The 25,448-nt window shown below is 61.5% G+C and carries 29 protein-coding genes; 11 read left to right on the top strand and 18 right to left on the bottom strand.

Features of this window, described 5'->3' with window-relative positions; translation table 11 throughout:
• Positions 1–20 precede the first annotated feature (20 nt).
• On the bottom strand, positions 21–1,064 hold the full coding sequence (locus OVA00_RS12355) for a GSCFA domain-containing protein (RefSeq protein WP_268089023.1): 1,044 nt from the start codon (positions 1,062–1,064) through the stop codon (positions 21–23).
• 1 nt (position 1,065) lies between these two features.
• Positions 1,066–1,902 (bottom strand): WcbI family polysaccharide biosynthesis putative acetyltransferase, encoded by an 837-nt coding sequence (locus OVA00_RS12350; RefSeq protein ID WP_268089022.1) that lies wholly within the window; start codon positions 1,900–1,902, stop codon positions 1,066–1,068.
• A gap of 106 nt (positions 1,903–2,008) precedes the next feature.
• Here OVA00_RS12350 and OVA00_RS12345 point away from each other — a divergent pair, with 106 nt between their 5' ends.
• The 6 genes from OVA00_RS12345 to OVA00_RS12320 all read left to right on the top strand — a co-directional run bounded on the left by OVA00_RS12345 (position 2,009) and on the right by OVA00_RS12320 (position 5,276).
• On the top strand, positions 2,009–2,758 hold the full coding sequence (locus tag OVA00_RS12345; protein WP_268089021.1) for a glycoside hydrolase family 19 protein: 750 nt from the start codon (positions 2,009–2,011) through the stop codon (positions 2,756–2,758).
• 2 nt (positions 2,759–2,760) lie between these two features.
• A complete protein-coding gene (locus OVA00_RS12340; RefSeq protein WP_268089020.1) occupies positions 2,761–2,928 on the top strand; it encodes a hypothetical protein in 168 nt (55 codons plus the stop codon).
• Entirely contained in the window at positions 2,928–3,299 is a 372-nt protein-coding gene (locus OVA00_RS12335; protein ID WP_034806412.1) for a hypothetical protein, read from the top strand. The genes OVA00_RS12340 and OVA00_RS12335 overlap by 1 nt, the downstream gene beginning before the upstream one ends.
• A gap of 94 nt (positions 3,300–3,393) precedes the next feature.
• Positions 3,394–3,717: a hypothetical protein gene (locus OVA00_RS12330; RefSeq protein WP_268089019.1), complete on the top strand. Its 324-nt coding sequence runs from the start codon at positions 3,394–3,396 to the stop codon at positions 3,715–3,717.
• A 493-nt stretch (positions 3,718–4,210) separates the two neighbouring features.
• Positions 4,211–4,486 (top strand): hypothetical protein, encoded by a 276-nt coding sequence (locus OVA00_RS12325; protein ID WP_268089018.1) that lies wholly within the window; start codon positions 4,211–4,213, stop codon positions 4,484–4,486.
• A gap of 496 nt (positions 4,487–4,982) precedes the next feature.
• Positions 4,983–5,276 carry a hypothetical protein gene (locus tag OVA00_RS12320; RefSeq protein WP_034803714.1) on the top strand — a complete coding sequence of 98 codons (294 nt, stop codon included), beginning with the start codon at positions 4,983–4,985 and terminating at the stop codon, positions 5,274–5,276.
• Positions 5,277–5,367: 91 nt separating this feature from the next.
• Here the strand turns inward: OVA00_RS12320 and OVA00_RS12315 are convergent, their stop codons facing one another.
• From OVA00_RS12315 to OVA00_RS12295, 5 genes are read right to left on the bottom strand one after another with little or no spacing between them, the layout of a single operon-like run.
• Complete coding sequence (locus OVA00_RS12315) at positions 5,368–6,561, bottom strand: glycosyltransferase (protein ID WP_268089017.1); 1,194 nt, start codon at positions 6,559–6,561, stop codon at positions 5,368–5,370.
• Positions 6,562–6,563: 2 nt separating this feature from the next.
• Positions 6,564–7,808 (bottom strand): O-antigen ligase family protein, encoded by a 1,245-nt coding sequence (locus OVA00_RS12310; protein WP_268089016.1) that lies wholly within the window; start codon positions 7,806–7,808, stop codon positions 6,564–6,566.
• Positions 7,805–9,367, bottom strand: a complete 1,563-nt coding sequence (locus tag OVA00_RS12305) for an undecaprenyl-phosphate glucose phosphotransferase (RefSeq protein WP_089044027.1) — start codon at positions 9,365–9,367, stop codon at positions 7,805–7,807. Before OVA00_RS12305 ends, OVA00_RS12310 begins: the two co-directional genes overlap by 4 nt.
• Before the next feature lie 59 nt (positions 9,368–9,426).
• Positions 9,427–10,599 carry a glycosyltransferase family 4 protein gene (locus tag OVA00_RS12300; protein WP_034803691.1) on the bottom strand — a complete coding sequence of 391 codons (1,173 nt, stop codon included), beginning with the start codon at positions 10,597–10,599 and terminating at the stop codon, positions 9,427–9,429.
• A gap of 5 nt (positions 10,600–10,604) precedes the next feature.
• Positions 10,605–11,180: a polysaccharide biosynthesis/export family protein gene (locus OVA00_RS12295; protein WP_034804249.1), complete on the bottom strand. Its 576-nt coding sequence runs from the start codon at positions 11,178–11,180 to the stop codon at positions 10,605–10,607.
• Between the two features lie 203 nt (positions 11,181–11,383).
• Between OVA00_RS12295 and OVA00_RS12290 the strand changes: the two genes are divergently transcribed.
• Complete coding sequence (locus tag OVA00_RS12290) at positions 11,384–13,567, top strand: GumC family protein (RefSeq protein ID WP_268089015.1); 2,184 nt, start codon at positions 11,384–11,386, stop codon at positions 13,565–13,567.
• A gap of 57 nt (positions 13,568–13,624) precedes the next feature.
• On the opposite strand, the gene OVA00_RS12285 is transcribed toward OVA00_RS12290, so the two are convergent.
• The 3 genes from OVA00_RS12285 to OVA00_RS12275 all read right to left on the bottom strand — a co-directional run bounded on the left by OVA00_RS12285 (position 13,625) and on the right by OVA00_RS12275 (position 16,007).
• Positions 13,625–14,869: a GNAT family N-acetyltransferase gene (locus OVA00_RS12285; protein ID WP_034803686.1), complete on the bottom strand. Its 1,245-nt coding sequence runs from the start codon at positions 14,867–14,869 to the stop codon at positions 13,625–13,627.
• Positions 14,870–15,021: 152 nt separating this feature from the next.
• Positions 15,022–15,762 carry a metallophosphoesterase family protein gene (locus OVA00_RS12280; protein WP_060580882.1) on the bottom strand — a complete coding sequence of 247 codons (741 nt, stop codon included), beginning with the start codon at positions 15,760–15,762 and terminating at the stop codon, positions 15,022–15,024.
• A 32-nt stretch (positions 15,763–15,794) separates the two neighbouring features.
• Positions 15,795–16,007 carry a DUF2842 domain-containing protein gene (locus OVA00_RS12275; RefSeq protein ID WP_034804246.1) on the bottom strand — a complete coding sequence of 71 codons (213 nt, stop codon included), beginning with the start codon at positions 16,005–16,007 and terminating at the stop codon, positions 15,795–15,797.
• Between the two features lie 173 nt (positions 16,008–16,180).
• Here OVA00_RS12275 and OVA00_RS12270 point away from each other — a divergent pair, with 173 nt between their 5' ends.
• Positions 16,181–17,284, top strand: coding sequence for a COX15/CtaA family protein (locus OVA00_RS12270; RefSeq protein WP_089044030.1), 1,104 nt, complete (start codon positions 16,181–16,183; stop codon positions 17,282–17,284).
• Positions 17,285–17,360: 76 nt separating this feature from the next.
• Here OVA00_RS12270 and argC read toward each other — a convergent pair whose 3' ends face one another.
• From argC to OVA00_RS12255, 3 genes are all read right to left on the bottom strand, one after another.
• Positions 17,361–18,293: an N-acetyl-gamma-glutamyl-phosphate reductase gene (gene argC, locus OVA00_RS12265; RefSeq protein ID WP_060522178.1), complete on the bottom strand. Its 933-nt coding sequence runs from the start codon at positions 18,291–18,293 to the stop codon at positions 17,361–17,363.
• 145 nt (positions 18,294–18,438) lie between these two features.
• Positions 18,439–19,401: an agmatinase gene (speB, locus tag OVA00_RS12260; RefSeq protein ID WP_112975693.1), complete on the bottom strand. Its 963-nt coding sequence runs from the start codon at positions 19,399–19,401 to the stop codon at positions 18,439–18,441.
• Between the two features lie 127 nt (positions 19,402–19,528).
• Positions 19,529–20,320, bottom strand: coding sequence for a phenylalanine 4-monooxygenase (locus tag OVA00_RS12255; RefSeq protein WP_268089014.1), 792 nt, complete (start codon positions 20,318–20,320; stop codon positions 19,529–19,531).
• 125 nt (positions 20,321–20,445) lie between these two features.
• On the opposite strand from OVA00_RS12255, the gene OVA00_RS12250 reads away from it, so the two are divergent.
• Positions 20,446–20,907 carry an Lrp/AsnC family transcriptional regulator gene (locus tag OVA00_RS12250; RefSeq protein WP_442780498.1) on the top strand — a complete coding sequence of 154 codons (462 nt, stop codon included), beginning with the start codon at positions 20,446–20,448 and terminating at the stop codon, positions 20,905–20,907.
• Positions 20,908–20,943: 36 nt separating this feature from the next.
• Here OVA00_RS12250 and OVA00_RS12245 read toward each other — a convergent pair whose 3' ends face one another.
• From OVA00_RS12245 to OVA00_RS12230, 4 genes are all read right to left on the bottom strand, one after another.
• Complete coding sequence (locus tag OVA00_RS12245; RefSeq protein WP_060580878.1) at positions 20,944–21,282, bottom strand: antibiotic biosynthesis monooxygenase family protein; 339 nt, start codon at positions 21,280–21,282, stop codon at positions 20,944–20,946.
• 102 nt (positions 21,283–21,384) lie between these two features.
• Entirely contained in the window at positions 21,385–21,852 is a 468-nt protein-coding gene (rpsI, locus tag OVA00_RS12240; protein ID WP_034803667.1) for a 30S ribosomal protein S9, read from the bottom strand.
• Between the two features lie 2 nt (positions 21,853–21,854).
• On the bottom strand, positions 21,855–22,319 hold the full coding sequence (rplM, locus tag OVA00_RS12235; RefSeq protein WP_057252379.1) for a 50S ribosomal protein L13: 465 nt from the start codon (positions 22,317–22,319) through the stop codon (positions 21,855–21,857).
• A 224-nt stretch (positions 22,320–22,543) separates the two neighbouring features.
• The gene (locus OVA00_RS12230) at positions 22,544–22,975 is read right to left on the bottom strand and encodes a PaaI family thioesterase (protein WP_034803663.1); all 432 of its coding nucleotides are present in this window, start codon (positions 22,973–22,975) and stop codon (positions 22,544–22,546) included.
• 167 nt (positions 22,976–23,142) lie between these two features.
• Here OVA00_RS12230 and OVA00_RS12225 point away from each other — a divergent pair, with 167 nt between their 5' ends.
• The gene (locus OVA00_RS12225; RefSeq protein WP_268089012.1) at positions 23,143–23,964 is read left to right on the top strand and encodes an enoyl-CoA hydratase; all 822 of its coding nucleotides are present in this window, start codon (positions 23,143–23,145) and stop codon (positions 23,962–23,964) included.
• Positions 23,965–23,967: 3 nt separating this feature from the next.
• Here OVA00_RS12225 and OVA00_RS12220 read toward each other — a convergent pair whose 3' ends face one another.
• Complete coding sequence (locus OVA00_RS12220) at positions 23,968–24,804, bottom strand: DMT family transporter (RefSeq protein WP_268090325.1); 837 nt, start codon at positions 24,802–24,804, stop codon at positions 23,968–23,970.
• Positions 24,805–24,990: 186 nt separating this feature from the next.
• Between OVA00_RS12220 and OVA00_RS12215 the strand changes: the two genes are divergently transcribed.
• Positions 24,991–25,419 (top strand): CoA-binding protein, encoded by a 429-nt coding sequence (locus OVA00_RS12215; protein ID WP_034803659.1) that lies wholly within the window; start codon positions 24,991–24,993, stop codon positions 25,417–25,419.
• Positions 25,420–25,448 lie beyond the last annotated feature (29 nt).

Here is a 25,448-nt window from a genome sequence, read left to right as displayed (position 1 = left end):
CTACATCAGGAGGCCTCGGGCTATCGACCCAGGGCCTCCTCATCGCATACCACATTATACGTAGTGGTGGCCCCGCTGGCGACTGTTCTTTGCCTGATGAGATTTTCAGTCTTCCTGCCCTCGGCATAGTTGCCGAGGAAGCAGCGCATCACATGGGCGACCCCGAGCGAGTTGACCTCTCGATAATCGTCTTCGTAGTAGAGCCCGCCCGAAAAGCTGCCAGTGATGATCTCGTAGGACGGGAAATAGTCTACCCAGTCATATGCCCGGATTGCGTCTTCTGCTGCCACACGCAAGACGGACTTACTATAGGTGGTTGACACCAGAACATTGCGGTCTTCGAACGTTGCCATAAGTGGAACCGGGGAGACCGTCAGCAGCACCTTGACCTTCGGGTTGACAGCCTTGAGCCCGTCGAGAAACGCGAATAGGGGCTGTTCAACATCGGAGATCGAGAGGTTTACAAATTCATGCTTCTGGTGATCGAACGCCCCGCCATTCACGCCAGGCGCCAGTGGGAAAACGGAGCCGTCCTGCTTTGACCGCCAAGCCTCAGTAAGGCCGAGCGTGAAGACAAACACATCGCTCTGCTCGAAAAGCTCCCTGACTTTTGCGAGGTGAACCTTTCTGTCGGCGACAACTGCCGCAGCGTTCTTGAAGCCTTCCGGCTCGACCTGTTGGCGGAACGGGTCGATGAAGCGGCCATCGGGTCTCTGCCAAGCGGCGTCGATTGGTTGCCGCCGACCGTAGGCCTCTTCGAATAGCTGGAACAGCTGCGTCGTCGTGTAGATGTTGCCGTATCGCGCCGAGAAGGTGCCGTAATTGCGGGTGATACGATCTTCCTTCGACAGGCCGGAGCCGTCCTCGGTGACGAAATAGTTGAAATTGATCTGCTTCAGCTTTCGGGAGATATGCTGGGCAAAACAGCTCCCAGCGGTGGCGACCTTATCGCCAGGCTTGATTGTGAAACGGGGCTTCACGACTGGGTCAAACAAATGCGTCTCGACATTAGAGACGGCGCGGCGCCAGAAACGGTAATCCTGAAGGTCGCGGTATGGGTTCATATCAGCTCGCCATCACGTAATCGAAAACGTTTTTCTTGTCGGTCGAGACCTTAACTAGGTCGGCCGGAAGGGTGTCGTAGAGGTCGAAGGAGGCCTTGACGAAATGCCTGAGGTCGATCGTCCCTGCTCCTTCCGTTTTGAAAAGGTATGAACCTCTGACCCCAAGAGATTCTCCTATCTCGGGGTAGATGGCGAATTTCGGGGGGTACTTTAGATAGTCGGGCGGCACAATCCTGGTTTCGGCAGCCGGCACGTCTATGGATTGCAGGAAGATCCGAGCAACGTCGTAAATCGGGTCGATCGTTGGGTGGTCAACGCTGTGCATGAAGCAGTTTCCGCGAGACCACTTTAGGAGCGCTCGGGAAATATCGATGCCATGTGCTGCGAACCGCTTCAGGAGTTCTCCTCGCTGGGCGTCCCAGTAGTCAAGATATCCCACACGCTCGTAAGTGTCGCCATTGAAGAGTTTCAATGTGTCATCGACTCCGAGACCCTTTTGATAGGCAGAGACAGCAATCGCTGAGTGGTAGACGTCCAGAGGTCCTTTCATCTTCGTGTCGCCATTCTGGATATACATAGAATCCGGGTGATAGGCTGAAAACCAAAACGTCGGGATCTTGTGAAGGCGCTTCACCGAGCCGAAGTCAAAGCCGTTCAACTCGTCGAATTGCTCTACCTCTGGGGCAATGATGACGCGATCATAAGCGCGATAAACGTCAATGTACTTCTGTTGGTTGTGGATCACCTCCCAGACGTCAGGAGCATGAATGGTGATCCCTGTAGTCAGGAGGCGAAGCGAGTTCGCCAACCCTTCTGTGTGGCAGTTCGAAACAACCAACCAATTTTCCATATCCGGCCTGTCCTAGGAAATAGAGATTATCAGAATCCTTGGCATGGTTGCAGCGTGCTCGCAACCCTGAATAAACCCAACAAAAGGTGAACTTATGAACAGAGCGGCGTTTTACGCAGCACTGCGCCGACGCACATCAGGCGTTTTCGGAACAAGCATCAGCCAGCAGCAGGTTACAGGCATTGAGGGAATTCTTGATGCCTTTATCACCCACGGAGATGGCCGAGACAAGACGCTCGCCTACGCTCTAGCGACGGCCTACCACGAGACCGGCGCACGAATGGTGCCCGTCCGGGAGGGCTTCGCCAAGGATGACGCTACAGCACGCCGCATCGTCGCCAAGCGTGCATACGGCCAGCCTGCCGGCAAATACGGTCATGTCTACTACGGTCGCGGGCAGGTGCAACTCACATGGCTGCCGAATTACGACAAGTCATCGACCGACGCCAAGTATGATCTCGTCGCCTATCCAGACAAGATGCTAGATCCTGTCATCTCTGCTCGCGTCCTTATCAAGGGCCTTCTGGATGGACGGTGGAACGGGAAAGGGAACGGGATTGCCTTTTATCTCCCCACGAGCGGCCCGGACGACCTGAAGAACGCCCGCCGAACGGTCAACATCACCGACAAATGGGGAATGATCGGCGGCTATTACAAAGCCTTCCTCGCGGCCATAAAGGAAGCTGGCGGCGTTCCTGTTGCCGCACCTCTCCCCACTCCCAAGCCAGAACAGCCCGTAAAGCCCCTAGTAGAGGCCGAAAAGCCCCAAGTAAGGGCGGGATCGCTGTCTGGCCTGCTCGCAAAGCTCCTCCAAGCCCTCGCAGCTCTCTTCAAGAGGAAATAGGCATGGCCCTTTACAACAAGTTCATCGTGACGGTCTGCATGGCCGTCCTTGAATGGATCCGCGTCACCTACAACATCGACCTCGGCCTTGATGAATCGACCATGACGGCCCTCGTCGGCGCGATCACGTCCATCCTGGTCTTCGCTATTCCTAATAAGGCGCGTGACTGATGTTCAAGCTCCTCCTGTCGTTCCTCTCTGGCCCGCTCGACCGCATCCTCTCGACGATCGATAACAAGGTGGACAACGAGACGGCCCGCGAGGAGATCCGCAACAAGACGGTTTCGGCCTACGTCGAGCAGCTGGCCCGCGTCCAGACATCGCAATGGGGATGGGCACCGCTCCTCTTCTATATCCCTGTCGGCTTCTGGTTCGCCTCGGTATGCGTCTACAGCGTCCTATGGTGCCGCTCATGTGCTTTCCCGCAAGACTGGTCGATCGCTGCCCTTCCTCCGTCTCTAGACCCATGGATCGGCGCTATCATCGGATCTCTGTTCATCGGGAAGGCTGGCGAAACCATCCTCAAGGGCCTGCGGCGATGATCAAGCCCGCTCGCATAATCCTCTCCATCCTGATCGGCTTGCTCATCGTGTGCCTCGCCGGTCTCGTTATCCTCACCATCTAAAAGGACATCTCATGCGTTCCATAGAAGAAATCGTAGCAGCCGGTGTAAAATGCCAAGCGGCAATCGATAAGCACCTCACCGCAGCCTACAAGGAGGCCTTGAGGTGCGCAAAGATCACCGAGGAGGGTGTGGCTGCCGGGATGGTGCCCAAGGCCATCGCGGCCAAGACGATCATTGCGGACGCACGATCGATCCCTGGACAGATTGCACTGGTTGCCGCGGCAGCTGCTCGCCTTCATGCTGTCCAAACGAAAATCTGCCAAGATAACGGAGTTGACACCCCGGCTCCGGCATCAGTAGGCGGCGTAGTGGTGTTCGGTGGCGGCGATAGGTGATCCCTATGATAAATGATTTCCAGCTAGCGCTCCTGATCGGGGCGCTCATCACTGCGATCATCTCCTTCCACCTCCCGAGGGCGTGGAGATGGATTGCGGCCGGCTTCGTGTCGTTCGCGGCCTCGACGGCATACTATCGATACGGGCTGCCCTATTACCCCGCATTCACGCTCGTTTGCGATGCTTCAGTGTGTCTAGCGGTATACGCTTGGGCTCGGGAGCGCTGGGAAGAGAGAATTTACAACATTTTCCAACTATCGGTGCTTATTAGCCTTCTCTACATGTCAAATGTCATTGCCGACCATTGGTTGTATATCGTATCTCTTGAACTACTCAATTGGGCTGCTCTGCTAACGATTGGCGGGACGGCCATCTGGGATAGGATCAAGGGCAATGCGGGCAACCCTCATGATCGCAGGTGGGCTAATCTTCATCGCTCTCACATTGCTCTACGCGCGTCTCGCCGCTCGCATCCGTGGCATAAAAGCTGATGATGGAAGACGGTCTGATCCCTAAGCTCCTGGGTGTCTTCTCAGGAGCATTCCTCGCCCTTGTCTTCGATCCGCCACGCACCCGCTCAGGGTTCGCACGCCGCCTCGCTGCTTCAATCGTCTTCGGCTACATCTTCGGACCAATGGTCCTCGACTTCATGGACTGGCAGGTTCAATACGACAACGTTGTGGCCGCTTTCTGCACTGCCTCATTCGTGAGCTGGTCTGCTATGGGGCTCATCCGCAAGGCCGTCGATAATTATAAGAAGGAAGGATGAGCTTTCGCTTGAATACGAAAGCGAGTCACGAAGTCCCGAAATAAGTCCCGAACTACCGGCCTATACACGGTTCAAATCCCTGCGCTATAAGGCTTTGCGCAAAGTAGGCCTCTCTCCTGGGGGTCAAGGGGTCGTGGGTTCGAATCCCGCCGCTCCGACCATTTTCCTCTTTGATTTCAGTCATACAGCAGCGCTACCGCGAGTGGCGGCTGGCGGTAGCCAGCAGTTCCACGCGTAAAATCGCGCATTCGGGCACCCATTGCCCCGGCAAAAATCTCAAACGCCTGCTGATTTGTTTTGCTTTGGCCCACCGTGTCTGCTCCGAGATCGGATGCGGTTTTGTCGCTTGCGCCTGACAAAATTTATCGCCCATCGGAAATCGCTAAAATGCCTCGTTCCGGTGCGATGGTCCACGCGGCTGGGGTCGATCGCCGTCCTCGCGAAAGTGATGGAATGGCCTCATGGCGGGCGTCTGTCTGCCAAAGGAGGAAATGTAATGAAGACGTTTTCGAAGATTTTTGCCGCGTCGTTGCTCGGGCTTTCGGCCCTGACGGCAATGCCGCTCATCTCGGCGTCCGGCACTGCCCGTGCAGACGACGCCGTCATCCTCGTTCCGGGCCAGCCCACCGGCTCGCCGGGCGATACGGGTACAGCGAGTTCCAACCCGGACACCGGTGCTCCGAGCTCCAACCCTGATACCGGCACCGCAAACGCCAACGGTGATACCGGGGCGCCGAGTTCAAATCCCGATACCGGTGGCGGTTCGGGCGCAGAAGGGTCGACGCCTTAAGCGATCCTGCGACCGCAGCAAAAGAGGTCCTTCAGCAGGGCCTCTTTTTTTCCCGAGAATACAGCGCGGCAATCACGCCGTTCTTTCTGCGCTACCTGGTTGACTGGAGCATGTCGACCGTCTGCCACTTTGAGGCCGCCTTCTGGTAGAGGGCCTCTGTGCGATCGAGCATGACGGCGAGCGTAAAGCGGTCTTTCAGGTTTTCGGCGCTTGCCGACAGGGCCTTGAAGGTTTCGGGCTCCGCCGCCTGGATCATGGTCTTGGCGAGCGCGGACGTGTCGTCGCTATTGGGCAGGATATAACCGTTCCGCCCGTCCTCGATCACCGTGCGCGCGCCACCGATGTCGGTTGCGATGATCGCCTTGCCGGCGGCGGCCCCTTCGAGCATCACATAGGACATGGCCTCGTAGCGGCTTGGCATCACCAGGAGGTCGAAGGCGGGAACGGCTTGCGGGCCGGTAAAGGCAGAGGTGAGATGCATGCGGTTCTGCAGTCCGCTTTCGGCGATCGCCTTGCGAAGGTCACCTTCGAGTTCGCCGCTGCCGACCATGACCAGGTGGCTGTTTCTGACGGAAGCGGCGACACTCTTGAACGCTGCGATCAGCCGTTCCGGCGCCTTCTGTGCGGAAAGTCGTCCAACGAAGCCGAAGACGAAAGCGTCCGGCGCGATCCCGAAGCTCGCGCGCAGCGTCTGCGCCATTTCGCATGAGGGCGGTGCCACGCCGTTGACGATCACCGACATGCGCTTCTCGGGCATATGCAGCGAGAGCGCATGGTGGAACTCGTCGTCGGAAACGCAGATCAGGTGATCGGTAAAGAAACGGGCCAGCGCCCATTCGATCGTGCCGTAGATGAGCCGTCCACCACGGCCGAGCGTCGGGTCCAGTGTGCGAAAGGCGTGGGGCGTGTAGATCCGCGGAACATGAGAACCAGGCAGCCGCAGGCGTGTCAGCGCACCGGCCTTGGAACTGTGGCCATGGATGATGTCGAAACTGTTGGCCCGCATGATGCGGCGGAGTTCGAGAAAGCGGCCGACGTCAGACGGTCCGGGTGCGCGCTTCATGTTGACGGCGTGTACGGCAGGCAGGCCGATTGCCTTCAGTTCACGAACGAAACCTTCCTCGGCGCGCACCGGCGAATAGACGGCCTCGACGTGATGCCCGCGCTTGTGCATGCCGCGGCACAGATCGAGAAAGTGCCGGCCCGAGCCGCCGCCACTCGGCTCCAGCACCTGCAGGAGCTTGAGGGGAGGGGCCGGCGACCGGCGCGGAACCACATGTTCCATGGTCAGGAGCTCCGGCCGGCGCGCGCCTGCCGGCGATGGCGATATTCAAGGGCGGCGCATCCCCAGATGATTCCGATGAGCAGATAGAAGTGGCGCCAATGGTCCGTGTCGATGACATTGCCGACCCCGACATGGCCGAGGACGGCGACCCAGGCGATCATCAGATAGGTCTGCCATGGGCGGTTGAGCAGCAGAAAGCGAAAGCCGAGCGAGAGCGTCCAGACGATCAGCGTCACGTAACTGACAAAGCCGAGCCAGCCGTAGGACGTCAGCGACTTAAGCCAGACGTTGTGCTCATCCTCCGGGAAGATCGTGCTGAAGACCATCGGACCGATGCCGAGCGGCTTTTCCATCGACATCAGGAAGCCGAGGCGATGGCGATCGAAGCGGCCGAGGTGGCCGCCGTCATAATCCTGCACCAGCTGCGAGCGGCTGGAAAAGAGTGTTGCGACCTGCTCGGACTGCAATGCCACGAGGAGCGCGCCGACGACCATGATTCCGCCGACCAGCGCAAGCACCAGGATCCTCAGGCGGAAGAGCCCGTTTCGCTCCTTGAGCAGCATGACGAAGACGAAGGCGACGACGCAGAAGAGGTTGAGAGCCCAGGCTGCGCGCGAGAACGAAAGGAAGACGCCCAGCGCCAGCACCATCAGCGCGGCGATCTTCGGGGGGGCTTTCTGGATGGGCTGCGTGAGGATGCCGTGGATGAGGTACATGGCCGGCACCGAGAGGAACGGGCCGAAGACGTTCGGATCCTGGAACGCGCCCTTGGCGCGGCCATAGAGCGTGAAGCTTTCCGCGCCCGGCACGGCGCCGAAGTAGCCGAGGATGCCGAGCAGGGCGGTGATGATGGCCGCCGCCGTCCAGGCATTGAAGATCAGCCGCAAGCGTTCGTGGCGGTCCTCGATGATGGCTGCGAAGAAGACCGAGGAGAGCGCGAGGAAGCCCGAGACCGCCATGTACATCGGCCCCTTCGTCAGGTCGGTCATGACCGTCAGGGACAGGATGCCGCCGACCATGAACAGGGTCAGAAGCGTCAGCAGCGGGGCGACGCTGCGCGAGATCTTGAGGCCCACGAGCGCCCAAAGGCCGATGAGCGCGACCAGGAACAGCTCATAGGGTGCCGGCTCGAAAATGACGAAACCGGAGAGAAACACGGCAAAGGCGACGAGCCCGGAGCCGAGCAGCGAGAGCGCCGCGAGCTGGGGGCGAGCGATCGGGAGCCGACCTGTATCGACGGTGCTCAATAGGCGTTCTCGGTATTGAGAAGCCGGAACGGCGTCAGGAACAGGATCTTGAGATCGAAGAGCAACGACCAGTTTTCGATGTAGTGCAGGTCGAAGGCGGTGCGCAGGCGGATCTTGTCGTCATTGTCGATCTCGCCGCGCCAGCCGTTGATTTGCGCCCAGCCGGTGACGCCGGGCTTGACGCGGTGGCGGGCGAAATAGCCTTCGACGACGTCGGAATAGGTTCGGTTCTGGGTCTGGGCGAGCACGGCGTGCGGCCGCGGCCCAACGAGCGACAGCTCGCCCTTCAGCACGTTGAAGATCTGCGGCAGTTCGTCGATCGAGGACTTGCGGATGAAACGGCCGACGGGGGTGACGCGCGGGTCGCGCTTGGTCACGGCGTTGCGGGCCGTCGGGTCGCTCATATGCGTATACATCGAGCGGAACTTGTAGACCTCGATGGTCTCGTTGTTGAAGCCGTGCCGCTTCTGCTTGAAGATGATCGGACCCGGGGACGTCGCTTTGACGGCGATCGCCGCGCCGAGCATGATCGGCCACAGAAGCACGAGGGCGACCAGGCTGAAGAAGATGTCGAAGCCGCGCTTGGCGACCGAGTCCCAATCGGCGATCGGCTTGTCGAAGATGTCGAGCATGGGGACATCGCCGACATGGGAGTAGCTGCGCGGGCGGAACCGCAGGTTGTTGGCGTGGGCGGCGAGCCGGATGTCGACCGGCAGGATCCAGAGCTTCTTCAGAAGCTGGAGAATGCGCTTCTCCGCCGTCAGCGGCAACGAGATGATCAGCATGTCGATGCGCGCCAGGCGGGCGAATTCCACCAGTTCGTCGACTGTCCCAAGCTTCGGGTAGCCAGCGATCACATTGGGCGAGCGGCGCTCGTCGCGGTCGTCGAAAATACCGCAGATGCGGATGTCGTTGTCGGGCTGGTCCTCGAGCGTGCGGATCAGGTCCTTGGCCGGCTGGCCGCCGCCGACGACGACCGCGCGGCGTTCCATCGTACCGTTCCGGGCCCAATGGCGGATGGAATAGGCGATGAAGGCGCGCTCCGCGATCAGAAAGATTGCGCCGCCGATGAACCAGCCGCCGAACCAGACGCGCGAATACTGGTGACCGGATTTCAGAAAGAACAGCGCGATGGCGATGCCGCCAAACGCGATGGCCCAGGAGGCGAGGATGCGCGGCATCACCCGCAGCCAGGCGCGCAGCGCCGGGATCTGATAGGTGTCGGCGATCTGCATGGCGGCGACCGCCAATGTGGAACCACCGACGAGAATTGCCAGGTACAGCGGCAGTTGTTCGAAGCCCGGCTGGACATAGAGCGCGTTGATGGCATAGCCGATCGTAAAGAGCGCGCTGAATTCGAACAGGCGCATCAGCCCCATGATCATCGCAGGCGAATAGGTATCGGCGCTGAACTGCTCGGCGATCTGCCGCGCCAGCGGATTGAGATCCGTGGTCGTTGTTTCGCCCGGCATTTCGCCGGGCGCGCGGGCGCGGATTTCCGAAATCTTCTTGCGAAGCGCTTCGGGATCGAACGAACCCGGGCGGTCAAACTTGTTCATGGCTGTCTTCCGGCGCTGAAGTCCCTCAGCCGGGATAGCAGAAAGCCACTAAGAAACGCTTACGTTGTGGGCAACACGCTATCGGCGGGCGGCTGGTAACGGCACAATTCCCGATAGAGGCTTAGCATATCCGCCGACATTACCGAAGCTGCAAATTGCGACTTGAACGTGCTCGGATCGGGCATCACACGTGCCGCCCAGTCCTTCTCGGTGATTGCGCGGGCCATGATGTCGGCGAGCGACCGGGCATTGGCGGGTTCGGCAAGTGCGGTGCTGTCGCGTCCGAGAATTTCCGGGATGCCGCCGACACGGCTGGCGATGACCGGCTTCCGCGCGGCAAGCGCCTCGAGCACGATATAGGGCATGGACTCGGCGCGCGAGGGAACGACGATGTTGCGCGTCAGCGCGAAGGCCTCGCGCGTCTTCATCGCGGGCTGCATGCGGATGCGGCGGGCGAGGCCCTGCTGCAGCACCAGATCGCTGTATTCCTGCTGCTGCGGGCCGTCGCCGATCATAAGCGCCGACAGCGGCCTGCCGACAAGCCTTTCGGTCTGGGCGAAAGCTTCCACAAACAGATCGGGACCCTTCAGGTCCCGCATCATGCCGATATAGAGAAAGTCGACCGCATCCGGTCCGGGCGGGACGGTCTCGAACTCCCGGTCGTCGATGCCGTTGTAGATCAGTTCGTTGCGCTCACGCGGCGCGCCGACCTTTGCGAAATAGGTCTGCCGCTCGAAATCGCAGACGAAGACGAGGGCGTCTGTAATCCGCTGCTGGATCCGCTCCGCCGGGAAGACCAGCCGGCCTGTCATAGAGCCTGGACGGTAGTGCAGGCTGCCGCCATGCGGCGAATAGAGGCGGGCTACGCGATACCTGTTGACCCGCAAGGCTGAACCGATGAGCCGGGCAATGACGCCGCCTTTGGCGCCGTGCCCATGCAACACATCCGGTCGCAAACTTCTGATTTCCTTATAGCCGCGCCACAACGCGGCAAAATCCGACGGCCCGACCGAGCGATGGATCGGCATCCGTATGAGGCCGAGCGCCAGATAGGGGCGGATTTCGTCGAACAACCGATCCTCGTGCCTGCCACCTGTCGTGCTGTCGCAGAGGATCCCGACCTCATGGCCGGCCTTGGCATGCGCCTCGGCCAGGTCGCGCACGTGGCGGAATATCCCGCCGACAGGCGACCTGAAGCAGTGGATGATGCGCAAAGGCCGCTCTTGTTGCATCGAGATCAGAACAGGCGTTCGCGAACATAGATCGTGTCGCCGGCAAGAACCGCGTCGGTGATCGGAACCCGGCCGGTGATGATGCGGCCATTGATCTTGCGCGTGATGTCGGCGTTCGACTGATTGGCGCGCGGAGAGAAGCCTCCGGCGACAGCGATCGCGTTCTGCACGGTCATGCCGGGCACATAGGCATATTGGCCAGCCTGGCCGACTTCGCCCATGATGAAGACGGAACGGTAGCGATCGACCTCGATCGTGACGTCTGGATCGCGCAGATAACCCTGCTTCAGCTTGGCGGCGATCATGCCCTCGAGTTCAGGTAGGGTCCTGCCGCGCGAGGCGACGGTGCCGATCAGGGGGAAGGCGACGTAGCCGGCCTGATCGACCGTGTAAGTGCCGCTGAGACCGGCCTGTTCGAAGACATTGATGCGCAGGCGGTCGCCGCTGTCGAGCCGATAGGGCTGGATCGTGGCTTCACTGAAGGCCTTGGGTGCGGGCTGGTAGCTCGTGCAGCCGCCGAGCAACATCGACAGCGCTGCCGCCGTGATCGCGAGACCCGTCTTGATAGCTGCGGTGGACATGCGGTTCATAGGCTCCGGAAACGACCAGCTTTTGTGACGTTATCGGTCCGTTAGGGTTAATAGCAGGTAAACTCGCGGTAGAATTTTCGCGGAGACCTGGCGATACCGCCCCGTCTTTATCATCCGCAGGTTGATCGCATTAACCCTTGCGTTACCATGTTCCTTTACGGTCCGGCGAGATTTGAAGGTTCGGAGCGACTAGCATGTCGGGAAGCGGCAGCGCACAACAGGATGTGGATATCGACCTCGGCGGCCTGTTTCGCGCCGTCTGGGATCGGCGCGTCAAGGTTTTGCTCGCCACCGTCGCTGTGGCGGCGCTTGCCCTCGGCGCAGCAAAGATGATCGCGCCGGATTACCAGAGCGAAACCCGTGTACTCATCGAATCGCGCGAGCCGGAGTTCAGCGGCCCCAACCAGGCTTCCCAGGCGGGCGCCGACCGCGTCTTCGATGAATCCGGCATCCTCAGCCAGGTACAGGTGCTCAAGTCGGCCGATCTCATCAAGCAGGTCGCCCGCAACATGAAGCTCTATGAGCTCAAGGAATTCGACCCGTCGTCGGCGCCCTCGGCGCTTTCGGATCTTCTCGTCATGCTCGGGCTGAAGAAGAACCCGCTGGAGATGCCGCCCGAGGAGAGGGTGCTCAAGGAATTCTCCGACAAGCTCCAGGTCTACCAGGTGGAGAAATCGCGGGTGATCGCGATTGGCTTCACCTCGAAGGACCGCCAGCTTGCGGCCGCAGTGCCCAACGAGATGGCGAAGGTCTTCCTGGCGCTCCAGAGCGGTGCGAAACTCGACACCAATTCCGAGGCGACACGCTGGCTCGAACCGGAGATCGCCAATCTGCGCGAGAAGGTGCGCGACGCCGAGGCGAAGGTGGCGGCCTATCGCGCCTCGTCGGACCTGCTACCAACCGGCGAAACCACCAACTTCGCGACGCGGCAGCTCACGGACATCTCGACGGAGCTGACCCGGGTGCGCGGCGAGCGTGCCAATGCGGAGGCGCGTGCCGCCGGCGTGCGTTCGGCGCTTGCGAGCGGCCGCGCGCCGGACACCATCGCCGACGTCGTCGGTTCACAGATGATCCAGCGGCTGAAGGAAACCGAGGCCAATCTCCAGGCGCAGGTCGCCGATCTTTCGACAACCCTGCTCGACGGTCATCCGCGCCTGAAGGCGCTGAAGTCGCAGCTCGAAGGCATCCGCGGCCAGATCAGCTCCGAGACCCGCAAGATCCTGACGAGCCTTGAAAACGAGGCGAAGGTCGGTGAACTGCGCGAACAGCAGTTGACCCAGCAGCTGAATGCGCTGAAGGCGCAGTCGGCTCGGGCGGGCGAAGAAGAGGTGGGGCTGCGCGCGCTCGAGCGCGAGGCAACGGCGCAGCGGCAATTGCTGGAGACCTATCTCGCGCGCTACCGCGAAGCGACATCGCGCACGGTGGAGAATGCGACGCCGGCCGATGCACGGGTCATTTCGAGTGCCGTGGTTCCGACCGGCGCGAGTTTCCCGAAAGTGCTGCCGATCACGATCGTCGCAGCGCTTGCCACGTTCCTCCTGACCTGCATTGGCATCATGCTCGGCGAGCTTTTCAGCGGACGAGCCTTGCGGCCGGTCGCGGCTACGGGTGAACGGGCACCGGTCCACCCGCGTCCGGCGCTGGCCGCAAGCGTCGCCGATTTGCCGCCGGTCGAGATGGCTCAGGCTTCGCCTGCAATTGCGCCCGCGGCAGATGACGCCGTCGACTTGCTGCCTGCGATGGACGTGTCGCTTGCACCGGACATGGAGGAAGAGGCCGCCGAGGCGGATTTCTCGATCGAGGCCGTCGCCGAGCATCTGCGCGCCACCAACGTGCGCGTTGCGATTTCGGTTTCGCCCGGCGGAGACGAGGGTTCTACCGCCACCGTGATGCTCGCCCGGTTGCTGGCCGAAGAGGAGCTGAAGGTCGTATTGATCGACCTGACGGGTTCTGCCTGCCCGACACGCCTGATGGCGCGCTCGCAGCGGCTTCCTGGGATCACCAACCTGCTGGCGGGGGAGGTGCCCTTCACGGACACGATCCACGCCGACCGTTTTTCCGACGCGCACATCATTCCTCAGGGCGATGCCGATCCGCGTCAGGCGATGCGCGGCATCGACCGGCTGAAGATGATCATCGACGCCTTGACCAACGCCTATGATCTCGTCCTGCTCGAATGCGGCCCTGCCGATGAAATGGCTGTTGAGAAGATCGCTGGCCGCGATGGCGCGGAAATCATCCTGTCGGCGCCGTCGGTGAGCGATGAGCGGATCGTCGAGGTGCTGACCGGATTCGGTGCAGCGGGCTATCGCGACATTGTGCTGATGACTGGCCAGGTACAATCGGACCCCGAATACCCGGACCGCGACGCGGCATAATGGTCTCGCCGGCCACCGGCGACAACGCGCCTGGGCCCCGTCCTCTTATCTAGGTTATCAGTCGGCGCTGCTGTCGAAGGTCTTGTCTTGCCTGTGCCGTCGCGTGCGCTGGATGCGGGCATAAACGGCCCGGTTCGCCTTGATCGCCCTTTTTGCCCTCACGACGAGGTGATGCCGCAGGCCTGCGAGCCGGCCGGCGAACGTCACCGGCAACACGATGTCGCGCAGCGGTGTCTCGATCGTGCACCAGGAGCGTTTGTAGGGCTGGTCGCCGACGCCGAAATCGAACAGGCGCACGCCTTCCCCCGATAGGCGCTCGATCATGCGGTAAAACAGCAATTCACCCGGGCTGGCATCGCCGGCCAAAGCTTCGTCGATCGACCCGAACTGGCAGATCACGTGATCTGCCTTGCGGGAAAGTCCGGCGACGGCGACGATGCGGCCGTCGTTTTCGCCCCGCAGGCGGATGGCATTGAGTTCCATGAGTTGAACGTCGTCGCCCATACGGGCGGCGAGCGCATGGAAAAACGCCTGCGTTTCCTTGTCCTGGAAGACATCGGGAAGGCCGAGCGCAGCAAAACGCGTCGCCTTCTGCCGAAAGAAGGTATCAAGCAGCGCGTGGGCCTCGTCACCCGTACGCGCGACCACATAGTCGTAGCCGCCCATTTCAGCCAGCCGTCGCTCGGAAATGCGCATCTTCTTGCGCCGCCGCTTGGCGTTGAGCTGGGCCAGTGTCGGCTGAATGCCGCCGAGAAGGGGAAGCTGAAACGACGGGTTGGGATTGGCAACGTTCGAAAGCAGGGAGAAGGGGCTGGGGGCACCGCGCCAGTCGCTCGGTAGACGATCGAGCATGACGATGTCGGCAAGGCCGCGCAGCGCGCCACAGATGGCGCGGGCAAGCGCGTCGGCAAGCGCGGGCGTGCTGATGATCGCCGCGGCGTTGGGGGCAAAGAGCCCGGTGTTGAGGTTGCTATGCTCGGTTCCGATCAGCTTTGCCGTTCGAAACAAGCGTCCGCGCGCCACTTCCAGCGGCAGGACGAGCAGGAGTTCGCCATCGAAGGTAACGCGCAGAAGGGCCAGGTCGCTGACATGGGTCGCAGCCCAGGCGCTGCACCATTGATAGGCATGATGCAGCGAGTTCTCAGGAAGACCGTCGAGCACGCGCCACTCGGTTTCGAGCGCCTCCATATTGCGGTGAAGCGAGATTTCGAAGCGGCCGGCGGCATCGGTCGGATCTGCACGCAAGGACGCGTGCGCGCGGCGGTCGCCGGAGCCGTCCATGGTGAGTTCCGAGTTCGTCATCGCAGGTGCCGTCCGGTCCTTGTTGCGGAGAGATTGAACCTCAAGCCCGCTACGATCGCTTTAATTCGGGAATACTTATGAAGCCGATTGGGAATAACCGGCGAACGCGGTTAGCAAAGCGTGAAGCGAGGAATGTGAAGCGCGCGCAAATTTCAATCGAGAAAGCCGGTGGCCAACGCCTTTGCCCATTCCATGCGGTTGCGGCTGGCCGCAAGCTGGGACATTGCCATCCAGTCATAGGGGACATTGCGGAAGGTGACGTGCCACCCCGAGGCCGATTTCTCGATGATCGCGTAGCGGGCGTCCGGGGAGCCCGCTTCGACCTTGTGCGGCACCGGTTGGTCGTCGTCATACCCGGGGCAGCCGACGCTGCCGGGATTGACGACGAGGCGGCCGTCGGAAAGCCGCACGGCGCGCTGGATATGGGTGTGACCGCACAGGATAACCGGATAGTCGACGCCGGCTGCTTTCGCTTCGATGGCCGAATGCTGCGCCATGTGGACGGTGCCATCGGCCGTCAGGGCCTCCAGCCAGTAGGTCTCGTCATCGGTCGGCGTCGCATGGCACAGGAAGAACGCTTCCTCGTGGACGTGTGCGACGGGCAGGGTCGCCAGCCATTCGCGGTGCTGCGGCTGCAATTGATCATAGGCTGCGCGATCAGATTGCCCCATTTCATGCGGATCCATGGTCAAAAGATAGCGATCGTGATTGCCTCGGATCGAAAGGATCGCCCGTTTGATGAGGATGTCGGCCGTGCGTGCGGCATTGAGGGGGCCGCTCAGATGGTCGCCAAGATTGACGATATCGGTGATCCCTTGCGCATCGATGTCGGCGAGCACCGCTTCGAGCGCAAGATCGTTGCCGTGGATGTCAGCGATAACTGCAAGTCGCATGGGCGTCCCCCGAATGGCTACCGGATTGAGGATCAACGATCCTTCGCGGGCTTTTCCATCCATTTGATGATCAGCATGGCCGGCAATATCCAGAGCAGGCCGGTGAAGAAGAAGTAGGCCAGATGCACGTACCAGGGGGCAGCGCCGAGCAGCAGCGAGGCGAAGGTGACGGCGGCCAGCGCATAGACGACGACGAGGATGATGATCAGGATCGTGCCGATCAGCTTTCTGAGGCGTACGGGCATTTCATATCTTTCACATGGGCAAATGCGCGCAGAGCGGCCGCGACCGCATGCCGCAAAGGTTTCGGCCTTGTTTTGCATGCCGCTCTGGTGCAAATCAACGGCTTTCCTGAAGGTGCGACCGTTGATCCGTCCGGTTGCACCGCCGACAACCCTGCGACACCAGAGGGAACATGATGGCCGGCGTCGAAATGGCGACTGAACAAATGCTTCGAAACGAGATCGGCAGGACCGACCGCAACCGCCGGCAGATCCGCGGCTGGCTGGCAGTCGTGCTGTTCACCCTCTTTGCCCTGGTGCTCGTCGGCGGCGCGACGCGGCTTACCGAATCGGGCCTCTCCATCACCGAGTGGAAGCCGATCCATGGCGTGATCCCGCCGCTGACGGTCGCCGAGTGGGAAGAGGAATTCCAGCTTTACCAGCGCATTCCGCAGTATCAGCAGATGAACAGCAGCATGACGGTCGACGAGTTCAAGACGATCTTCTGGTGGGAATGGGCGCACCGTCTGCTTGCCCGCACCATCGGCCTGATCTTCGCGTTGCCGCTTGCCTATTTCTGGTTCACCGGAAAGGTCGAGCGCAAGCTGCGCATGCCGCTGCTCGGTATCCTTGCGCTTGGCGGTTTCCAGGGGTTCATCGGGTGGTGGATGGTTTCATCGGGCCTCGTGGAGCGCACCGAGGTCAGCCAGTACCGGCTTGCGACGCATCTCGTCATCGCCTGTCTGATCTTTGCCGCCTGTATGTGGATCTTCCGCGGGCTGAGCGCGCATTCAAATGACACGGCGCCCACCGACCGTTCGCGCAAGATGGCGGCGATCATCGCCATCTTCAGTCTGTTCCAGATCTATCTCGGCGCGCTCGTCGCCGGTCTCGATGCGGGCTTCAGCTACAACACCTGGCCGCTGATGGATGGCGCGATCATCCCGCAGGACCTGTTCCTGCAGCAGCCCTGGTGGATCAACCTGTTCGAGAACCCGAAGACGGTCCAGTTCGTCCACCGCATTGGCGCCTATGTGCTCTTTGCCTTCGCAGTGATGCACATGATTGCCTCGCTGCGGGCCGCACCCGAAACCACCCATGCGCGCCGCGCCGTGCTCCTGTTCCTGCTCGTCTCGGTGCAGGCGGTGATCGGCATTACCACGCTGGTGCTGCAGGTGCCGGTCGGCTGGGGCGTGGCGCACCAGGGTGGCGCGCTTGTGGTGCTTGGCTTTGCCATCGCCCACTGGCGCGGTTTCTACGGCGAGTACCCGCGGCCGACGACGATCGAATTGCGCGACTGACGCCGGACGAGCTCCGGAAAAAGAAAGACCCCGGCGAGCGGCTCGCCGGGGTCTTTTGTTTTGAGCTCCGTGCTGATCAGGCCGACAGCATCAGGTCCATGTTCTGGACCGCCGCGCCCGAAGCGCCCTTGCCGAGATTGTCGAGCAGGGCGACGAGGTTCACATGGTTGCCGCCAGGGGTGCCGAAGACGAAAAGCTTCATCGTGTCCTTGCCGGCAAGCTCGGTGGCGTCGATGCGGCCGAGCTTTTCACTCTCCTGGAGCGGCACGACCTCGACGATCGACTGGCCAGCATAATGCGCGACGATTGCAGCATGGATCGTCTCCAGCGTCGTGCCGGCGGCGAGGTCTTCGAGATAGAGCGGCACCTGGACGATCATGCCCTGTGCGAACTTGCCGACCGAGGGCGCAAAGACCGGTGCGCGGTCGAGCAGCCCGTGCATCTTCATCTCGGGCACATGCTTGTGCTTGAGCGTCAGGCCGTAGAGGAAGTGCGGTGCGCTGATGTGATCCGCATTGGTCTCGTCTTCCATCTGCGCGATCATCTGCTTGCCGCCGCCCGTGTAGCCGGAGACCGCGTTGACCGTCACCGGATAGCCGTCCGGCAGGATGCCGGCCTGGCGCAGCGGCCGGATCACGCCGATCGCGCCGGTCGGATAGCAACCGGGATTGGCGACGCAACGGGCGCTGCGGATCTTTTCCGGCTGCGCCTTGTCCATTTCGGCAAAGCCATAGGCCCAGTCGGGCGCAATGCGATGCGCGGTCGACGTGTCGATGATGCGGACCTTGTTGTTGCCCGAGACCATCGAAACCGCCTCGCGCGAGGCGTCGTCCGGCAGGCAGAGGATGGCGATGTCTGCTTCGTTCAGAAGATCTTCTCGCATCGCGGCGTTGCGTCGTTCCGCTTCCGGAATGGAAAGCAGTTCGAGATCGCTACGGCCGGCCATGCGCGTGCGGATCTGCAGGCCCGTGGTGCCGTGTTCGCCATCGATGAAGATCTTCGGTTTCATGATTTTCCCGTTCTGCCAGACAGTTAGAAGCCGTTCCGGAATCATTCTGGCATAGAATTGAATCAATTTCTCAACGGGCCGGCGGAACGCCGCCAAACCCACCTGTTCCTATATAAGCAGCGGCCAATCATCGCAACGGCAGCGCTCAGCGAAGCGGCGCACGCTCGGCAAGCTTCTCCGCATGCAGGCCCAGCATATACATCGCGACCGTCGCACCGGCGATTGCGGTGACGTCGGCATGGTCGTAGGCTGGCGCCACTTCGACGACGTCGCTGCCGACCACCGTCAGCGCCCCGAGCTTGCGCAGCACCGAAAGGATCTTGGCGCTCGACGGGCCGCCGGCGACCGGGGTGCCGGTGCCGGGCGCGTAAGCCGGGTCGAGGCAGTCGATATCAAAGGTCAGATAGGCCTTGCGCTCGCCAACCTGCCTTATGATCGTCTCGGCGATCTTGCCAGCGCTCATCTCTTCGACGTCGTAGCCATAGAGAATGCGGATGCCGCAATCCTCAGGCGCGTGCGTGCGGATGCCGATCTGGATCGAGGCATCTGTATCGATCAGGCCCTCGCGCGCCGCACGGCCGACAAAGGAGCCGTGGTCGATGCGCCCGCGTTCATCCGGCCAGGTATCCTGGTGGGCGTCGAACTGTACGAGGGCGAGGGGGCCGTGCAGAGCCGCCTGCGCCTTCAGGATCGGGTAGGTGACGAAGTGGTCGCCGCCGAGCGTCTGCAGATAGGCGCCACTCCTGATGATCTTGGTGGCTTCGCGTTCGATCGTTGCCGGCGTCTTCGAATGATTGCCGTAGTCGAGCAGGCAGTCGCCATAGTCGACCGTCGCCATCTCCGCGAAGAGATCGCGGTCGAACGGGTACTGCGGATCGTTGTCGAAGATTGCCGAGGCGCGGCGGATCGCCTGCGGCCCGAAGCGAGCGCCGGGGCGGTTCGAAGTGGCGGCGTCGAAGGGAATGCCCCAGACGACGGCATCGACACCCTTCAACTGCTTCGAATATTTGCGGCGCATGAAGGAGAGAATGCCGGCATGGGTCGGATCGGACGCCGCCGATGTGAGTGAGCGCGCCGTCAGCGCATGATCGATCGTCCTGTTCGCCATATCCCGCCTCTGCCTCGGAGCCGGAAAGCGCGCATCCTCTGCGCGCATCCCGCTCAAACCTGTGGTGGCGGAAGGTTGGACAATCGTTGCCGGCAAGGCAAGGCCCTGCCGGCCGTTTCTTGGGCGATTACGAGGCCTTGGCTTCGTAGGTCGGGGCGAAATCGCCAAGCGCCTTGGCTTCGGTGATGCGCGCGGCGATATCCTCTTCGATGATCGTTTCCAGCTGGGCGAAACTGTCGATCACGTAATAGATCGGCTGGACGATATCGATGCGATAGGGCGTGCGCAGCACGGTCATCAAGTCGAACGGGCGGAACTCGACGCCTGGGGGCCCCATCGCGTTGCGTGTCTCGTTGGGCGAAGACACGATGCCGGCGCCATAGCAGCGGCGGCCCTTCGACGTGTTGATCAGCCCGAACTCGACGGTGAACCAGAAGATCCGGAACATGTGCCAGGAATAGCCCTTGCCTAGCGAAACCGCCTTTTCGCCGAAGCGACGGACGAAGTTGGCGTAGCTCTGGTTGGTCAGTAGCGGGCAGTGACCGAAGACCTCGTGGAAGATGTCGGGTTCTTCGATGTAATCGATATGCTCGCGGCGGCGAATGAAGGTCGCCAGCGGAAACTTGCCTTGGGACAGCAGTTCGTAGAAGCGGGACGGCGGAATGAGGGCGGGAACACCTTCGACACCGAAGCCGGTGGTTTCGGCAAGGCGGCGGTTCACGTCCTTCAACTGCGGCACGTGGTCAGGGCCGAGATCGAGCGTCTTGGCTCCCTCGAGGTATTCGTCGCACGCCTTGTCGGCCAGAAGCTTCATCTGCCGCTGGTACAGCTCGCCCCAGATCGCATCTTCTTCCGGGGTATAGTGATAGGTGCCGTCCGGTTCCGGCAGTTTGGCCGTGTAGCTGCTTTCCTTCGTCATGACGTCTCCTCATTCGTCAGATGAACTCTCCTGTTGCAATTGTATCGCGGATGGAGCGAGTATTTGTTCCACAGTTGCCAGGTGGACGCCTGATCGCGGGAGGAAAATTCGAAATGCCTGCTGATGTGAAAGAAAGTCTTCAGCCCGTGCGAAAGCTGCTGCGGCTCATTCAGGCCGATAGCGGCCAGTCGCTCTCCGATCTCGCGGAGAAAGCCGGCATGTCGCAAAGCTCGGCCTGGCGGCGGGTGCAGGAACTGGAGACGGATGGCGTCATTCGCAAGCGCGTGGCGCTGCTCGATCCGGCAAAGCTCGACCTGAAACTCTGCATCATCGCCCATGTGACGCTCGAAGATCATCACGACGAGGCGATTGCCGCCTTTTCCGCCGTCGTGCGCGACCGGCCGGAGATCATGGAGTGCTACGCTCTATCTGGCACATTCGACTACATGCTGAAGATCCGCGCCAATGACGTCGAAAGCTACGATACCTTCATGACGCGCTATCTGATGCGCAATCCTCATGTGCGCACCGTGGTGTCGAGCTTCGTCCTGCGCGAACTCAAGTCGACGACGGAGTTGCCGATTTAGCCCGCTTGCCGGCGGCGACCGTGCGCAGCCGCAGAACTAGGGGCGTTCGAAACCGTATTGGCGCTCGATCTTGCCCACACGAACCTGATAATCCTCGTACCAGCGCTCGCGGCCGAGGCGCTGGGCCGTCAGGTGGCGGACATTGTTTTTCCAGGCCGCGATGCTCTCCTCATCCGCCCAGTAGGAATTGGTTAGGCCGAAGCCGTCGGCGCCGCGCACGCTTTCGAGACCGAGAAAACCCGGCTGCTCGCGCGCAAGTCGCTCCATTTCGTCTCCCATGTTGTCGTAGCCGTGGTCGCCTGCCGTGCGCCGCGAGGCGAACGTGACGATGTAATAGGGCGGCTCTGGGGTCTTGGCGACGGGGGAGCTTGTCATGCTGTGCCTCGAGGGGTCGACGTTGCGGGAAACGGTGCGGCGGATGATAACAAAAAAAGGCGGAGCAAAGCCCCGCCTTTCCAAGTGTCGCAGTTGAAGCGATTAACGCTTCGAGAACTGGAACGAACGACGTGCCTTCGCACGGCCGTACTTCTTACGCTCGACCACGCGGCTGTCGCGGGTGAGGAAGCCACCGCGCTTCAGGACCGAGCGCAGGCCCGGTTCGAAGTAGGTGAGTGCCTTGGAGATGCCGTGACGAACGGCACCGGCCTGGCCGGAAAGACCACCGCCAGCAACGGTCGCGTCGATGTCGAACTGGCCGTCACGGGCAGCAGCGACGATCGGCTGCTGCAGGATCATCTGCAGAACCGGACGGGCGAAGTAAGCCGCGTAGGGCTTGCCGTTGATGGTGATCTTGCCGGTGCCCGGCTTGACCCATACGCGGGCGACAGCGTCCTTACGCTTGCCGGTCGCGTAGGAGCGACCCTGGGCGTCGACCTTCTTGACGTGAACCGGAGCAGCCGGTTCCGCGGTCGTGGCGATTTCCTTGAGAGCGGAAAGGTCAGCCATTATCAGGCGCTCCTTGTGTTCTTGCTGTTCAGCTTGGCGACGTCGAGGACGGCCGGCTGCTGTGCTTCATGCGGGTGGTTGGCGCCTGCGTATACGCGCAGGTTCTTCATCTGGCGACGGCCAAGCGGACCGCGCGGAACCATGCGCTCGACGGCCTTCTCGATGACGCGCTCCGGGAAGCGGCCTTCGATGATCTGGCGCGCGGTGCGCTCCTTGATGCCGCCGGGGTAGCCGGTGTGCCAGTAGTACTTCTTGTCGGTGTACTTCTTGCCCGTCAGAACTGCCTTCTCGGCGTTGATGACGATGACGTTGTCGCCGTCGTCAACATGCGGGGTGAAGGTAGCTTTGTGCTTGCCGCGCAGGCGGTTTGCGATGAGGGAAGCGAGGCGACCAACAACGAGGCCTTCGGCGTCGATGATGATCCACTTCTTCTCCACCTCTGCAGGCTTCTGAACGAAGGTTGCCATATCAAAATCTTTCTTTGGACCCGAGCGGCGAACCGCTGGGCGTTTCTTGTTGCTTGGTTTTGTCCGGTTTCCCGGGCAAAAGAGAAAGCGGCCCTCAGAGGACCGCGATCTGCGGCAGCTTATACGCAAGTGCGAAACAAGCGTCAAGAACGCGAAATCTGCGGCATGGAAATAAAGATAAGCAAAAACAATATGTTATATGTATGGTATTTCGATACCACAAATTATCGCGGCGGAATCGAATAGGTCGCTGTGGCATGCGCAACGAGGTCGTCGTCGCCAACCTTGACGATCGACGCGTCGAGAACGGCGAGCCGCTTGCCGAGTTTGAGGATGCGGCAGGTGCATTCGAGCGGTTCCGGCTCGGGCTTGCGCAGGAAGTTGATGTTGAGATTGGTGGTGACGGCAAGCGCAACCGGTCCGATATGGGCGATCAATGCGACATAGGCCGAGACGTCCGCGAGCGCGAAAAGGGTAGGGCCGGAAACCGTGCCGCCTGGCCGGATATGCCGTTCGTTCGGGTCGAGCCGCATGGTGGCAAAGCCGGGTCCAACAGCCGTGACATGGAAGACCTTGCCGTCGGTATGGACCTGCGGGAAATCCGTGTCGAGAAATCGGTTGAGGTCGTCGACGGTCATGATCGGCTCGATGGTCATGCATTCTATCCTTCAACATGTCTGTCCGTCACCTGAAACCGGCTGGTGGCCGGACGCAAGGCGGAAAATGGTCGTAGGCGGAATGCGTCACCGGGGTGTGCCTGTCGGCTTGCACGGCACGCGTGGCCGGCGTACCACCAACCAAATTCAAGTTTCAGGAGAAGAAGATGGCCGACGTCGTGTCGTTCAAGAAGGAAGAGCCGAACGGCCTGCTGCTGCGTGAACAGTCTGGATCCGTCTTGCGGTTGACGCTCAACAACCCGCCGGCCAACGTGCTGTCGATCGCCATGATGGAGGCGCTGCACGCCGAGTTCGATGCGGTCGCCACCGCCAAGGACATCAGGGTCGTCGTGCTCGCCGCCACGGGCAAGCTGTTTTCCGCCGGTCACGATCTGAAAGAAATGACTGCGCACCGCGAAGACGACGACCGGGGCAGGGCCTTCTTCGAACGGACGATCCGCCTCTGCGGCGATCTCATGCTGAAAATCACCCGGCTGCCGCAGGCCGTCATCGCCGAGATCGATGGTTTGGCAACGGCAGCTGGCTGCCAGCTCGTCGCAAGCTGTGACCTCGCGATCTGCACCGACAGCTCCACCTTCTGCACGCCCGGTGTCAATATCGGCCTCTTCTGCTCGACGCCGATGGTCGCGCTCACGCGTGCGGCACATCGCAAGCAGGCGATGGAAATGCTGCTCACCGGCGAGACCATCGACGCTTCGACCGCCAAGGATTTCGGTCTCGTCAACCGCATCGTACCGCAACAGTACCTGCGCCAGGTGGTCGACAAATACGCAGCAGTCATTGCCTCGAAGTCGCCACAGGCGCTGAAGATCGGCAAGGAGGCCTTCTATCGCCAGGCGGAGATGGACCTGCCAGAGGCCTACGATTATGCCGTCGGCGTCATGGTCGAGAACATGCTCGCGCGTGATGCCGAGGACGGTATCGGCGCATTCCTCGGCAAGCGCATGCCGGAATGGAAGGAAGACTGACGCTCAGGCGAGCTTCAAGAGCAGGGCGCCGAGCGCGATGACGCAGGCCGCTGCGATGCGCCAGACGCTAACCGGTTCCTTGAGGAACACGACCGAGATCACCACGGCAAAGAGGATCGAGGTCTCGCGGAGTGCCGCGACGGTTGCAACCGGCGCCTTGGTCATCGCCCAGAGCGCCAGGCCATAGGCGCCGATCGAGCCGGCGCCGCCGATGAGGCCCCGCCACCAGTTCTTGTAGACGTGGCGGGCGACCGGCTTGATGCCGCGCCGGGCAAACGCCCAGGTGAAAAGCAGAACCGGCGGCAGCAGCGCCATCCACAGCGTGTAGGAGATCGCATTGCCCGAGACGCGCGCGCCGATGCCGTCGACAAAGGTGTAACTTGCGATGACGCAGGCATTGAGCAGCGCAAGCACGATCGCGTTCTTGCCGCCCTTGCGCGACTCGAAGGCGAGCGTCAGCACCCCGGCAGAGATCGTTAGGATACCGATCATCGTTCCGAAGGTGAGCTTTTCGCCGATCAACGCCCCACTGGTCATCGCGACGATCAACGGCGCCGCTCCGCGCATCAGCGGATAGACAAGGCCGATGTCGCCGGCGCGATAGGATGCGGCGACGAGCTGGAAATAGGCGAACTGGAACAGTGCCGAAACCAGGATGTATGGCCACGCTTCCGGTTTGGGCAACGGCATGAACGACAGGAAGGGGATGGCGACGGCTGCGGCCCCGAGCGCGATCATCGCAGCGTCGAGCGACTTTTCCGTTCCCGCCTTGACCAACGCATTCCAGGTCGCGTGCAACAACGCCCCGAACAGGACGAGCGCAATGACATCAAGCGGCAAGATTGAAACCTCGGAAACGGTGTAGCGGGCGTTGAGACGCTTGTCGCGCCGCACGGGCGCAAAAGCAACCGGAAAGTCTTGCGGAAGCGGCAATCTTTGGCGGGGGACGAGCGGGCCGCACGGTTGACTTGGCCGGCCTCGCCATCATTATACGACCGTTTAACACGAACGGATCCGAAGCTGCAGATGAACCACGACGCTTACCCGGACTATTATCTCGCAGACATCCTGCGCGAGACCAAGACGATCGCCCTTGTCGGCGCTTCGCCCAATCCTGAGCGTCCGAGCCATCGGGTCATGGCGTTTCTGCTGCGCAAGGGCTACCGGGTAATCCCGATCAATCCCGGGCATGTCGGCAAGAGCATCCAGGGCCAGGCCGTGGTCGGGCGGCTCGCCGATATCAAGGAGCCGATCGATATGGTCGACGTCTTCCGCGCTGCCGACGCCCTGCCGGCACTCGTCGACGAGATTCTCGCGTTGGAGACGCTGCCGAAGGCGATCTGGGGCCAGCTCTCCGTGCGCCATGACGGCGCTGCGGCGAAAGCGGAAGCCGCCGGCATCAAGGTGGTCATGGACCGCTGTCCGGCGATCGAGTACCCACGCCTGATCGGCTGATCTCGGGCGGCACATCGCCGGCGGACCAT

The sequence above is a fragment of the Ensifer sp. SL37 genome (assembly GCF_026672675.1).
Classification (GTDB): Bacteria; Pseudomonadota; Alphaproteobacteria; order Rhizobiales; family Rhizobiaceae; genus Ensifer; species Ensifer adhaerens.
This window is presented reverse-complemented; position numbering and strand designations above follow the sequence as displayed.